The following is a 12,413-nucleotide window of genomic DNA, read 5'->3' as shown; positions in this document are numbered from 1 at the left end:
ATGAAATTTTCGCTTTTCGTCCACATGGAGCGGTCGGATCTGGCAAAGCCGCATTCCGAGCTTGTCGGCGAGTTGGAGGAGCTGGTGCTGCAGGCCGAAAAGGCAGGATTCGAGACTGCCTGGATCGGCGAGCATCACGGGATGGAATTCACCATCTCGCCGAATCCGTTCATCAACATCGCCTGGCTCGCCGCCAAAACCAGGCGCATCCGGCTCGGCACCGGAACCATCGTCGCGCCATTCTGGCACCCGATCAAGCTTGCCGGCGAAGCGGCGATGGCCGACGTCATCACCGGCGGCCGTCTCGACATCGGCATTGCGCGCGGCGCCTACGCTTATGAATACCAGCGACTTTTCCCAGGCCTCGAGGCCTGGGGTGCCGGCCAGCGTATGCGCGAGATGGTGCCAGCGATCCGGGGCCTTTGGGATGGTGACTTCGAACTCGCCGGCGAGTTCTGGTCGTTTCCTTCAACCACCTCGTCGCCCAAGCCGTTGCAAAAGCCTTATCCGCCGATCTGGGTGGCCGCACGCGATCCGAACTCGCACGACTTTGCGGTTTCCAGCAAATGCAACGTCCAGGTTACGCCGCTTGCCTCGGGCGATGATGAAGTGGCCAGCCTGATGGAGCGTTTCAACGCGGCGTGCAATGCCCACCCCGACGTACCAAGGCCGGAGATCATGCTGCTTATGCATACTTTCGTCGCCGAGGACGCCGCGGATGCTGACCGGCTCGCGCAGGATCTGTCGCAGTTCTACTGCCAGTTCGGCGCCTGGTTCCAGAACAAGAAGCCGGTGCACCAGGGCATGATGGAAGCGCTGACCGAAGACGAGATCCGGGCCATGCCGCAATATGCGCCTGACAAGATCAAGCAGAACCTGGTCATTGGCGAAGCCGACGAGGTGATCGCCAGGCTGAAGGCCTACGAAGCGCTCGGCTACGATCAGTATTCGATCTGGATCGACAGCGGCCTTTCCCATCAGCGCAAGAAGAAATCGCTGCAGCTCTTCATCGACAGGGTGATGCCGGCCTTTTCCGAGCCGAAAGCTAGATTGCGATGAGCACCACTCAATTCAGGAACTATATAGACGGCAGCTTCGTCGAAGTGGCGGCGACCTTCGACAGCATCGATCCCTCGACGGGCGCGCCATGGGCGACGATGCCAGCTGCATCATCTGATGATGTCGACCGCGCCGTCGAAGCCGCTCACCGGGCGCTGCGCTCCGCCCCGTGGGCAGCGATGACGGCAACGGCACGCGGCAAGCTTCTGGTGAGGCTCGGCGATCTGGTGGTCGCCAATGCCGACCGGCTGGCTGAACTCGAGACACGCGACACCGGCAAGATCATCCGCGAGACCCGCGCCCAGATCGCCTATGTCGGCGACTACTACCGCTATTATGGCGGGCTGGCCGACAAGCACGAGGGCTCATTCGTCCCCATCGATAAGGCCGACATGGAAGTAACCATCCGGCCCGAACCGATCGGAGTGGTCGCCGCCATTGTGCCGTGGAATTCGCAGCTCTTCCTGTCCGCCGTCAAGCTCGGGCCGGCGCTGGCGGCCGGCTGCACAATCGTTCTGAAAGCATCGGAAGACGGCCCTGCCCCGTTGCTGGCCTTCGCCGAACTCGTCCATGAGGCGGGATTTCCCGCCGGGACCGTCAACATCCTGACCGGCTTCGGCCACGATTGCGGTCACCGCCTGACCAGTCATCCGCTCGTCGCCCGCGTCGCCTTCACCGGCGGTCCCTCGACCGCTCGGCAGATCGTCAGGAATACGGCGGAAAACCTCGCCTTCACGACGCTCGAGCTCGGCGGCAAAAGCCCGGTCGTGGTGTTTGCCGATGCCGATCTGGACAGCGCCGCCAACGCGGTCGTTGCAGGCATCTTCGCTGCCACCGGCCAGAGCTGCGTCGCCGGCTCACGGCTGCTGGTCCAGCGCTCCGTGAAGGACGAACTCCTCGCCCGGCTCAAGCGCAAGGCCGAGGCGATCAGGATTGGCGATCCGCAGGATCCCGCGACCGAAATGGGACCGCTCGCCACCTCGCGCCAGCGCGCATGGATAGAGAAGATCGTTGCTGAAAGCCTGGCCGCCGGCGGGCGGCTGGTCACCGGCGGCATCCGCCCCACGGGCATGGCGGGCGGCTTCTATTACGCGCCGACGATTATCGACGCGCCTGATCAGACCCTTGCCTGCGTGCGCGAAGAGCTCTTCGGCCCGGTGCTCTCGGTGCTTGCCTTCGACAGCGAAGCTGAAGCGCTTTCGCTCGCCAACGACACGAAGTTCGGCCTGGCGTCCGGCGTGTTCACCACCAATCTGGCAAAAGCCCACCGCATGGCGCGCGGCATCCATGCCGGCGTGGTCTGGATCAACACCTATCGGGCGGTCTCGCCGCTGGTTCCGTTTGGCGGCTACGGCCAATCCGGGCTCGGCCGCGAGGGCGGCCTCGATGCGATCCGCGACTACACGCGTTCGAAATCGGTGTGGATACGCACCTCCGACGACCCGATTCCCGATCCTTTTGTCATGCGGTAGCCGCCGCTGGCCGGAGATGCGCGATCAAGGCGAAAACGACCGATCGCGAACAGACAACAACGAAAACAACAGAGGAGAACGACATGAAACTGATCATCACCGGCATCCTTGCCGGATTTATTGCAACGACAGTTCTGGCAACGACGGACGCAAAGGCCGAGGACATGGTGTTCACCAGCTGGGGCGGGACGACCCAGGAAGCGCAGACCAAATCCTGGGCCGAGCCGTTCACCGCTGCATCCGGCATCAAGGTCATGCAGGATGGCCCGACCGATTACGGCAAGCTGAAGGCGATGGTCGATAGCGGCAGTGTCAACTGGGACGTCGTCGACGTCGAGATGGATTTCGCCATCAAGGCGGCCAAGGACGGTCTGCTCGAGCCGATCGACTTCAAGACCGTGCCGAAGGCCGACCTCGATCCGCGCTTCACCACCGATCACGCCGTCGGCAGTTTCTACTATTCCTTCGTGCTCGCCTGGAACAAGGGCGCCGTTTCGGGTGAACCGGCCGGCTGGGCCGACATGTTCGACCTGACGAAGTTCCCGGGCAAGCGGACCTTCTACAAATGGTCGGCGCCCGGCGTCATCGAGATCGCGCTGCTGGCCGATGGTGTTCCGGCGGACAAGCTCTATCCGCTGGATCTCGATCGCGCCTTCAAGAAACTCGACACCATCAAGTCGGACATCGTCTGGTGGGGTGGCGGGGCGGAATCGCAGCAATTGATCGCGTCCGGCGAAGCAACGTTCGGCCAGCTGTGGAACGGCCGCGTCTTCGCACTGGACAAAGATGGCGCCGATGTCGGCGTCTCCTGGAACCAGAACCTGACCGCAGCCGACGTTCTGGTGGTACCGAAGGGTGCCAAGAACAAGGATACGGCGATGAAATTCCTCGCCGCGGCGAGCGGCCCCGCTGGCCAGGCCAAATTTGCCGAAGCCAGCGGTTATGCGCCGATCAACACCAAGGCCAAGGCAGAGATGCCGGCCGATGCCGTGAAATCGCTGCCGGACGCTCATGTCGACGGACAGATCAATCTCGACATGAACTACTGGGCCGCCAATCGCGACACCATCGCTGCGCGCTGGTATGCCTGGCAGGCAAAATAAGCCCGCCCTTGAACCGCAATGGACGAGACGGTTCGCGCCGTCTCCTCCCGTAGCCGGGTCGCTGTCATGTCGGTCGAAACACGCCGGAACTTTGGAACGGTGCGGGTGCCGGCAGGTCTCAATGGCCCGCTGCCGGCCCTGATTCTGATTATGCTGTTCTTCGTCGTCCCCGTGCTGGCGCTGCTTTTGCGCAGTGTCACGGAGCCCGAGCCAGGCTTGCAGAACTATGCTGCCCTGCTTGGTGACGGCACCTATGCGCGGGTGTTCTTCAACACATTCCTGGTCGCGGCGCTGGTCACCATCGTCACGGTCCTTGTCGCCTTTCCGGTCGCCTGGATGCTGGCGATCATGCCTTCGGGACTGGCCTCGATCATCTTCGGCATCATCATTCTGTCGATGTGGACGAACCTGCTCACCCGCACCTATGCCTGGATGGTGCTCCTGCAGCGTACCGGCGTCATCAACCGGACGCTGATGACCATCGGCGTCATCGACCAGCCGCTGCCGCTCATCAACAATCTCACCGGCGTCACCATCGGCATGGTCTACATCATGCTGCCCTTCATGATCCTGCCGCTGGTCGGCACGCTGCGGGCGATCGATCCGATGACGCTGCGCGCGGCGTCGCTGTGCGGCGCAAGCCCTTTCCAGGCGTTCCGCCGCATCCTCCTGCCGCTGTCGCTGCCCGGCGTCGCGGCCGGCGGCCTGATGGTCTTCGTCATGTCGCTCGGCTACTTCGTCACGCCGGCACTGCTCGGCGGCACGTCGAACATGATGCTTGCCGAAATGATCGCGCAGATGGTCCAGTCACTGCTTAACTGGGGGCTCGGCAGCGCCGCAGCCTTCATCCTGCTTGTCGTCACCATGGCTCTCTACGCGCTGCAGCTGCGCCTTGTCGGTGCCAGGCGCACGAGCGGAGGCATCTGAGATGCTGCTCGACTATGACCGCATGGGTGGACTGCGGGTTGCCCTGCTCGGCTTCACCGCGCTGGTCGCCGGCTTTCTTCTGTTGCCGGTGGTCTTCATCGTCCTGCTCTCCTTCGGCTCGTCGCGCTGGCTGGCCTTTCCGCCGCCCGGCTGGACGCTCAAATGGTACCAGGAGCTTTTTGCCGATCCGGCTTGGCTCGACGCGGCGCTGACCAGCGCCCGAATCGCCACCATGACGGCGATCCTGGCAGTGGCGATCGGCCTGCTCGCCTCCTTTGCCCTGGTTCGCGGACGGTTTGCCGGACGTGAGATCCTGCGCGGCCTGCTGCTGACGCCGATGGTGCTGCCCGTCGTCGTCTTCGCCATCGCCATCTACGCCTTCTTCCTTCGCCTTGGCCTCGGCGGCACCACCATCGGTTTCGTTATCGCCCACACCGTGCTGGCGCTGCCCTTCGCCATCATCCCGATCGCCGCGGCGCTCGAAGGGTTTGATAAGTCGATCGAGGATGCGGCAATCGTCTGCGGGGCAAGCCCGCTCGAGGCTAGGCTCAGGATCACCTTGCCGTCGATCCGGATCGGCATCTTCTCCGCCGCGATCTTTTCCTTCCTCGCCTCATGGGACGAAGTCGTGGTGGCGATCTTCATGGCCAGTCCCAGTTTGCAAACCTTGCCCGTCAAGATCTGGAGCAGTCTGCGGTCGGACCTCAGTCCGGTGATCGCAGCCGCCTCAAGCCTGCTTGTCGGGCTGACGCTTGCCCTGATGGTGGTGACGGCGCTGCTGCAGCGAAAGTTCCGGACATGACCCACCCTTTCCTCTCCATCCGCAATCTGCGCAAGGCGTTCGGGGCGATTGTCGCCGTGCACGATGTCACGCTGGACATACCCAAGGGTGAGTTCCTGACCTTTCTTGGGCCCTCCGGCTCGGGAAAATCGACGACGCTCTACGCGATCGCCGGCTTTCAGGACCCGACTTCCGGCGATGTCTTGCTGGAAGGAAGATCACTGCTTGCAGTGCCCTCGCACAAGCGCAACATCGGCATGGTCTTCCAGCGCTACACCCTGTTTCCGCATCTGACGGTGGCCGAAAACGTCGCTTTTCCGCTGCGGGTTCGCCGCCGGCCGGACGCCGAGGTGAAGAAAAAGGTCGCCGACATGCTGGGCCTGGTGCGGCTCGAAAGCTTCGCCGGGCGCTTACCCGGCGCGCTGTCGGGCGGCCAGCAGCAGCGCGTCGCGCTGGCCCGGGCGCTGGCCTACGATCCGCCGATCCTTTTGATGGACGAGCCATTGTCGGCGCTCGACAAGAAGCTGCGCGAGGAAATCCAGGGCGAAATCCGCCGCATCCATCGCCAGACCGGCGTCACCATCCTCTATGTCACCCACGATCAGGAAGAGGCGCTGCATCTGTCGGACCGGATCGCCCTGTTCAAGGATGGCCGCATCGAGCAGACCGGCACCGGCGAGGATCTCTATCTCAGGCCGGCGACCGACTTCGTCGCCGGCTTCATCGGCAATTCAAATTTCCTCGCCGCCGAACATCTCGACACCACCAACGGCACGACAACGATCCGCATGACAGACGGTTCGGTCATATCCGGAGTGAGGTCCAACGGCACGTTCGGCAAAGGCCAGAAGAGCAGGCTGATGATCCGGCCCGAAGCCTTTAGCATGGAGCGGAGCCCGGCGAGCGCTGAACTGAATGTCGAGATCGTCGATATCGCATTTTACGGCGAGCGCCGGCGGATTGTCGCGCGCACCGCCGCTGGACAGGAGGTTGACATCAGGCCGACCTCCGCCGCCATGCAATCGCAGGGTGTGTCGCCCTGCAGCCGGCAGGTCTTTTTCGATCCGGCGGCGGCGTTCCTGTTTCCGGCTTGACTAAGCCGCGGTGGATCGCCGCCATCCAACGCTTCGCAGCGATGGAGGCGTGCTTAGGACAAGTTGTGGTTCGGTCCATCATCAACTTCGGTCGGCAAGCGCGTAACGTGGTCGACGCTACCGGCGGCTGATTGGATGGCGGGGGCAGCTCCTCTGTCCATTGACAGTCGTCATGCTCGGTTGGAAGATGAAGAAGGTCAGTGGCGATAGCCATACGGGAAGGCAATGGTCCAACCGCCAGATACCGGACACCATCCTGGCAGCGTCGTCGCGGTCATCGTCATTTGTTTGGTCATCGTTGCTTTGTTCTTCATAGGCTTCAGATACTCAAGGCCGGGCCAGGGTACTCTCGTTATTCCCGGCGGTGCGCAGCAGCAATAGTGAATCCGCTCGCTGGCGCGCTGATGCGGAGCCGGTGTCGGGCTGCCAAAAGTGCCTCGGCGGGACTGGGGGACGACGGCAGAATGGTCCGGCGCTTCGCAGCCGGTCTTTTGCATCCGCCGCGGCATTCCTTTCCCCACCTAAACAACCAGCCTGGCCGGTGTGAGGTCGACCATACCGGGAGACGACGAGCGCTCATCTAACAGGCACTACACGGCCCTGATCAGCCGGAGCAGAGAAAGTGCTTCGAAAAAAGTCCCCTTGCGAAAGGCGAGATAGGTCGGTTCTTCGACACCGTGGAACCGGCGCTTGAAGGCCGCCTGCCCCTGCAGGTTGAAGCGGGTGCGATTGACCCACGGCGAGTCATAGGCACGCTGGAAGGCGTGCCGCCAGAAATCGCTTTCGGCAAAACCGCTAGGTCCGATTTCGACAAGCGGCGACAGGCCCAGGGTGACGACGGAAACACCTTCGTTGCGAAAGCGGTCGACCGCGAACTTGGTCAGGCCGATCTCGGCATGCGCCGAGGCATCGATGTGCTTGCGCTTGAACGAGGTGGTGTAGCCGATGATCTTGCCGTCGCTGAACAGCGGATCGAAATCCAGCAAGGCCACGAGTTCCCCATCCGGACCGTGCAGGACGAAACGGCGCATATCGACGCCAAGGTGATCGGCAAAGGGCCTGTTGAGAAATCTCATCTCCCAGCGCTTGACGATGCGGTCGGCCCGCCAATTCTGGGAGAGCCTGGCAATCTCGTCGAGGAAGATAGTCCCGTTGTCCTCTGCGAAAGAAAACCCCTTCCTCAAGAGCCAGCGTTCGGAATAGCGCACTGTCTCATTGCGCTTTCCGGAAAAGTCGTGTCCGGGAAGGACAAGCCTGGTGTCGACGCCGAGGCGGTTGACCTGATAGCCAAGCCCGGCAAGCACGCGCGCCGTCTGTTCGCCGATCTGCACGAACCACGGGCTGCCGGCAACCTCGATGAAACGTTTGATATAGTCGCGCCGATCGGCCGGGGCAGCCATTGGATCACCGAGCGCGAAATGATGTCGCGTTTTGCTGCCGTAAGCGATGTAGCCCTGGGCATCGCCGAAGTAGTGAAGCCCCTTCTGCACGGCGGTCGAATAGGCAAGGGAAAAATCACCATGGCGACGGACCAGCGCCAGGCGCTCGACATGGTTCAGCTGCAGCCGCGGTATTTTAGGCCCGCGGTTCTCCAGGAAACGATCGAGGCGTCTTCGCAGTGACGGCATGGTCGACTTTCGCGTGCCGGCTAGGCCGATGAAAGAGCTGACGGACCCCAAACCGATCATATTGCCGCGAGTTGATCCTTATCTCAGCGCGGCATGTTTGCCCGGCCGGAGCCGCCAGATTCGTAGGCGCAATCTGCCCCGGTCCCGCCCCCAGGCGGCACCACGCATTGTTGTCGACGCCCAGCGCCTGACGGCTGGTTGCTGCGCCCTTGGCGACACGAAAATCAATGCCACTTTCGGAAGCGCCCAGGTCACCCGCCAAACACGATGTTCTTATCGAACTGCGCTCTGAGAAGATGCCGCTTGATCGGAACCCAGGAACTCGTCGCGTTCTGCTATCCACAAGTCGGCGTAGTCGACATTCTGCCACTCGGCAAACCACGGGCCGCCGCTGGTATAGTGGACCGCCTTGGGTGTGCCGACAGCAGGCTTTTCGTTCCAGCCTTCGAGCCAATTCCACTCTACCGGCAATGAGCCCAAATCCTTGTCGGCAACCCACTGCATTCGGTGAAGATAGGCGCCACTTTCCTGATTCACGACGTCTGGCGTGAGCGATCTGACCGAAGGATGCGCGCAATTGAACAGCATCAGCGACGACCAGTTTTTCCGAGGATAGGACGTCTGGACCACGCCATCCATCTTGGTTGTGGCCTTCGGCGTATAGTCATGCTGGACGCAATAGACCGCCTTGTCCGAGTCCGTGTATTTCAGCAGGCCTGCGACGTCACCGAGCCACAGGAAATCGCAATCGCAAAACAGGGCCCAACCCGTGTAGTCGGCGAGAAAGGGCGTCAGGAAGCGCGTGTAGGTGAACTCCGTTGAGGCGAGCGGATCTTTTTCCCGCCAATACAGCCCGCGGGCACGCATCTCGTCCTGTTTGATCGGAATGACGGAGACAGGCGCCGACGCATGTTTGAGCAGCGAGTGTCGCGCGACGTCGTACGCGATCGGCTCACGGCTGTCCCATCCGATAAATACCCTAAACGCATCAGTCATATTCACTACCCTGGCTTTCGATTTTAACGGTCGTACACTAACTAGTTGGCGATGGCTCGGCAACAATTGCGGTCAACCAAGCCGGTTTGTCACAGATTTGTCCTGGCCTCAGCCTTGCTTTTCTGGTGGACCTGGCCTCGCATTCCCAATGCGACACGCGCCCATTTCTGATAGGTGTAGCTAGCCGAATACGCGGCCACCATCGCACCAATGGAACCGTCCAGAAATCCCAGCCGGAAAACATAGCTGCGCACATAGGCCCAGACCGAGCGCAAGACCGCCTTGCCTATCGAGCTTTTTTTGCCCTCGGCAAGCAGCTGCGCGGCGGACGCTTCTGCGTACCGGCCGATCTTGTCGTGGGCATCTGCCAAGTCGGTGATGGAATCGTGCTCGATCGGCTGGGATAATCGGCTGACCTTCCCGTTCACCAATACCTTCTCGTGCACGGTGTCGTCGCTGAAGCGCCCGGAGCGGCGACGGAAGAGCCTGAGCACCAGATCGGGCGACCAGCCGCTATGGCGGACAATGTGACCGCAAAAGCGCGATCTTCTCGGTATTTCGAAGCCGTCATAGGCTTTTGGGTCGGCGATTGCGGTCCTGATTTCCGCGCCGAGCGGCGCCTCCAACCACTCATCTGCATCCAGCGAGAGGATCCAATCCCCCGTTGCCGCGGCCAGCGCACGGTTTTTTTGCGCGCCGAAACCAGGCCAATCAACGGTCGTCAGAACCTTGGCCCCCAGAGCACCGGCAATCTCCCTGGTCCTGTCGCTGCTGTTGTTGTCGAGAACGACGATCTCATCGGCAAAATGGACCGACCGAAGGCATTGCGCGATGGACGCCTCCTCGTTGCGGGTGATGATAATGACCGAGAGCGCCGGCACGGTCAGAAGGTTCCGGCATCAAAGCTGCCACTGTCATTCGAATGCATCTGCAGCATCGGCTCCCGGCCTGTTGGCACACTGACGGTACTAACCCAATTCAACAAAGTCGAAAATCATTTCAGATCAAGGCTTTCATACAGCGCCATCATTCGCTTGATCATGACATTGAAATCATAGTGTTCGGCGGCCGCCCTCACCCGGGTTGCGGTCTCAGGCCGTGACGACAACTGCAGCGCGTGCGCGAGCGCTGCTGCGAGGTCGCTTTCGCTGGCCGCATCGCAAACGAGCGTCGGCTCGAACCGCTCGACAAGCTCGCGCGCTCCACAGCCGGTGCTTACCACGGCGGGCAAGCCGCTGGCCATCGCTTCGATGACCACTGTGCCGAAAGGATCATAGATGGAAGGCAGCACTGCAATATCGGCCGCGCCGTACCACGGCAGCATGTCTTTCTGCGGCCCCAGCATCTTGAGCCGTGCGCCGAGACCGAGCCTGTCACCGGCCTGCCTGAAGGCGTTGGCGCGCGAATCATGGCCGATGACCCACAATTCAGGCTCGCCATCGAGCCTGGCGACCGCTGTCATCAGTGCAAGCAGTCCCTTTCGCGCAAAGCCCGAGCCGACAAACAGGACGACCGACCTGTTTTCGTCGACGTCGAGCCGCGCGCGGATTGTCGCCCGATGCCGCTGGCGCAGCTGCGGGTTGAAACGGTCGAGATCCACCCCGTTGGGAATATGGTGCACATTTTCCGCCGGATAATCGTAGTGACGGACAATGTCCTCTGCCACCATTTTCGAAATGGCAATGACAGCTTTGAGCCGCGGGCTGGCATAGGTTGCACGCTCGAGGCGCAGCGTCTGGCGGTGAAAGGGGCTCAGCGCCATTGCCGCCCTGCCAAGCCGCGTCTCGAAACGCCGCCGCTCGGCAAGATAGGCGGCATGAACGCCCTCCCCGGCCCGGAAGACATCGCAGCACGGCAGGCGATCATTGCTCTGCACCAGCGCCGGCGGCATCTCGGCGATCTTGCGGCAGGCGGCTTGAGCAAAGGACGTCGCCCGCAGCGAACGCGGAAACCGGCGGCCGGCACAATGGATGAATTCTATGCCTTCGTTTCGCGGCCAGTCGCCGGAGAGCACGGCCACCAGCCGCTGACGCGCGGCAAATGCGGCCATGATGTTTTCCAGCATGATCTCGCCGCCACCAAATGGCGCATAACGCTGGCGCACGAACAGGATCGGCCTGTCGAATTGAATTTCGGTGCCACGAATGCCGGCGTACATGGGGTCTGGGCTCCGGCCTGTTGCCATCCGACGATGTCTATAGAGGCCAGCGCGCATCGGCAACACTTGGAAAGCTCACCCGCCGGAACTCCGCAACTGCTTGCGATTTGCCTAACGGTGCTGCATGTAGAAATTAACAGCAAACAGCGGATCCGCGCCAGCTCCAGCCGGGCGGTGACCGCCATGAGGGGAATCGACGGCTTGAGCAAAGCAACCTGGCCCGCCATTGTCCGCCGGACGATTACCGACACCGCCATATATCGGCTGAGACACACCTTCGGAAGACGAGCAGAAGTGTCATCGCGGCGGCCGATAACGCCCCTTAAAGCGAATGACCTGCCTTTGATCCTCGTCATCCGCAACGAGGCGGACAGGCTACACCCGTTCCTGAAGCACTATCGCGAACTCGGCGTCACCAGATTCGCCGTCCTCGATGATCGCTCGACCGACGGAACAGCTGAGCTTCTGGCCGAGCAGCCAGACGTCGATCTATTCAGCTCGCCGATCACCTATTCGCAGTCGGACCTGGGAAACCTTTGGCGGCAGCGTATTGTGCAGATCTATGGTCAGCCTCGCTGGTATCTGACCGTGGATGCGGACGAATATCTTGTCTATGACGGCATGGATCAGCATCCGCTCGGTGCGATGGCCGACTGGCTCAAGCGGCGCGGAATGACACGCCTGCTGGCGCCGATGATCGACATGTATCCGAGCGGAAACATCTGGGACGTACCCTTCGATCCCATCGTGCCGCCGTGGCAAGTTGCGGACCATTTCGACGTCAGCGGCTATGAGATGACGAGGAGCCCCCGGCATCTCAAGATCACAGGCGGCCCGAGAACCCGGCTTTTCGCCAGGCAGCACAAGTTGACCAAGTTTCCTCTGATATATGTTGATCGCCAGACGATTTTTACGTCGATTCACTCACCGCTGCCCTACTGGCGAAACTATATAAAAGGATTGGCCGGCCTGCTTCATTTCAAGTTCTTCGCCGATTTCAACGACAAGGCGCAGGTCGCGGTGGCGGAAGGTCAGTATTGGAACGGCGCTTCCAAATATCGCCAGTATCATGAGGTATCGAGCGGTAAAGCCGCTCTCAGCGCGATGAGCGAACAGTCAATGCTGTACGAAGGAGCTCACAGCCTGTTCAAAACGGGTTTGATCGACAAGATTGATTGGTAGACGGCATTTCCAG

The 12,413-nt window shown here is 61.5% G+C and carries 11 protein-coding genes; 7 read left to right on the top strand and 4 right to left on the bottom strand.

All coding sequences use genetic code 11. From position 1 onward, the window contains the following. From NKI19_RS22705 to NKI19_RS22680, 6 genes are all read left to right on the top strand, one after another. Complete coding sequence (locus NKI19_RS22705) at positions 1-1,059, top strand: LLM class flavin-dependent oxidoreductase (RefSeq protein WP_352491975.1); 1,059 nt, start codon at positions 1-3, stop codon at positions 1,057-1,059. After that, complete coding sequence (locus tag NKI19_RS22700) at positions 1,056-2,531, top strand: aldehyde dehydrogenase (protein WP_352491976.1); 1,476 nt, start codon at positions 1,056-1,058, stop codon at positions 2,529-2,531. Before NKI19_RS22705 ends, NKI19_RS22700 begins: the two co-directional genes overlap by 4 nt. Positions 2,532-2,614: 83 nt before the next feature. Continuing rightward, complete coding sequence (locus tag NKI19_RS22695) at positions 2,615-3,634, top strand: ABC transporter substrate-binding protein (RefSeq protein ID WP_352491977.1); 1,020 nt, start codon at positions 2,615-2,617, stop codon at positions 3,632-3,634. A 66-nt stretch (positions 3,635-3,700) separates the two neighbouring features. Further along, a complete protein-coding gene (locus NKI19_RS22690; protein ID WP_352492020.1) occupies positions 3,701-4,561 on the top strand; it encodes an ABC transporter permease in 861 nt (286 codons plus the stop codon). Between the two features lies 1 nt (position 4,562). Beyond that, on the top strand, positions 4,563-5,363 hold the full coding sequence (locus tag NKI19_RS22685; RefSeq protein ID WP_352491978.1) for an ABC transporter permease: 801 nt from the start codon (positions 4,563-4,565) through the stop codon (positions 5,361-5,363). Beyond that, complete coding sequence (locus NKI19_RS22680; RefSeq protein WP_352491979.1) at positions 5,360-6,436, top strand: ABC transporter ATP-binding protein; 1,077 nt, start codon at positions 5,360-5,362, stop codon at positions 6,434-6,436. Before NKI19_RS22685 ends, NKI19_RS22680 begins: the two co-directional genes overlap by 4 nt. Before the next feature lie 590 nt (positions 6,437-7,026). On the opposite strand, the gene NKI19_RS22675 is transcribed toward NKI19_RS22680, so the two are convergent. The 4 genes from NKI19_RS22675 to NKI19_RS22660 form a co-directional block, all read right to left on the bottom strand. Further along, positions 7,027-8,064 carry a phosphatidylglycerol lysyltransferase domain-containing protein gene (locus tag NKI19_RS22675; RefSeq protein WP_352491980.1) on the bottom strand — a complete coding sequence of 346 codons (1,038 nt, stop codon included), beginning with the start codon at positions 8,062-8,064 and terminating at the stop codon, positions 7,027-7,029. Between the two features lie 273 nt (positions 8,065-8,337). Then, the gene (locus NKI19_RS22670) at positions 8,338-9,060 is read right to left on the bottom strand and encodes a glycosyltransferase (protein WP_352491981.1); all 723 of its coding nucleotides are present in this window, start codon (positions 9,058-9,060) and stop codon (positions 8,338-8,340) included. A gap of 89 nt (positions 9,061-9,149) precedes the next feature. After that, positions 9,150-9,941, bottom strand: a complete 792-nt coding sequence (locus tag NKI19_RS22665) for a glycosyltransferase family 2 protein (protein WP_352566238.1) — start codon at positions 9,939-9,941, stop codon at positions 9,150-9,152. Positions 9,942-10,054: 113 nt separating this feature from the next. Beyond that, complete coding sequence (locus tag NKI19_RS22660) at positions 10,055-11,218, bottom strand: glycosyltransferase family 4 protein (RefSeq protein ID WP_352491983.1); 1,164 nt, start codon at positions 11,216-11,218, stop codon at positions 10,055-10,057. Here NKI19_RS22660 and NKI19_RS22655 point away from each other — a divergent pair. Continuing rightward, a complete protein-coding gene (locus tag NKI19_RS22655; RefSeq protein WP_352566239.1) occupies positions 11,186-12,400 on the top strand; it encodes a glycosyltransferase family 2 protein in 1,215 nt (404 codons plus the stop codon). The genes NKI19_RS22660 and NKI19_RS22655 overlap by 33 nt on opposite strands. Positions 12,401-12,413 lie beyond the last annotated feature (13 nt).

It is taken from the genome of Mesorhizobium sp. M0751, assembly GCF_040320265.1.
Lineage (GTDB): Bacteria > Pseudomonadota > Alphaproteobacteria > Rhizobiales > Rhizobiaceae > Mesorhizobium.
This window is presented reverse-complemented; position numbering and strand designations above follow the sequence as displayed.

What these genes read in the sequence shown, in the direction of transcription:
- NKI19_RS22680 (WP_352491979.1), top strand. Translation starts at nt 5,360, where the DNA reads ATGACCCACCCTTTCCTCTCCATCCGCAATCTGCGCAAGGCGTTCGGG.
- NKI19_RS22675 (WP_352491980.1), bottom strand. Translation starts at nt 8,064, where the DNA reads ATGCCGTCACTGCGAAGACGCCTCGATCGTTTCCTGGAGAACCGCGGG.
- NKI19_RS22700 (WP_352491976.1), top strand. Translation starts at nt 1,056, where the DNA reads ATGAGCACCACTCAATTCAGGAACTATATAGACGGCAGCTTCGTCGAA.
- NKI19_RS22690 (WP_352492020.1), top strand. Translation starts at nt 3,701, where the DNA reads ATGTCGGTCGAAACACGCCGGAACTTTGGAACGGTGCGGGTGCCGGCA.
- NKI19_RS22660 (WP_352491983.1), bottom strand. Translation starts at nt 11,218, where the DNA reads ATGTACGCCGGCATTCGTGGCACCGAAATTCAATTCGACAGGCCGATC.
- NKI19_RS22705 (WP_352491975.1), top strand. Translation starts at nt 1, where the DNA reads ATGAAATTTTCGCTTTTCGTCCACATGGAGCGGTCGGATCTGGCAAAG.
- NKI19_RS22670 (WP_352491981.1), bottom strand. Translation starts at nt 9,060, where the DNA reads ATGACTGATGCGTTTAGGGTATTTATCGGATGGGACAGCCGTGAGCCG.
- NKI19_RS22685 (WP_352491978.1), top strand. Translation starts at nt 4,563, where the DNA reads ATGCTGCTCGACTATGACCGCATGGGTGGACTGCGGGTTGCCCTGCTC.
- NKI19_RS22695 (WP_352491977.1), top strand. Translation starts at nt 2,615, where the DNA reads ATGAAACTGATCATCACCGGCATCCTTGCCGGATTTATTGCAACGACA.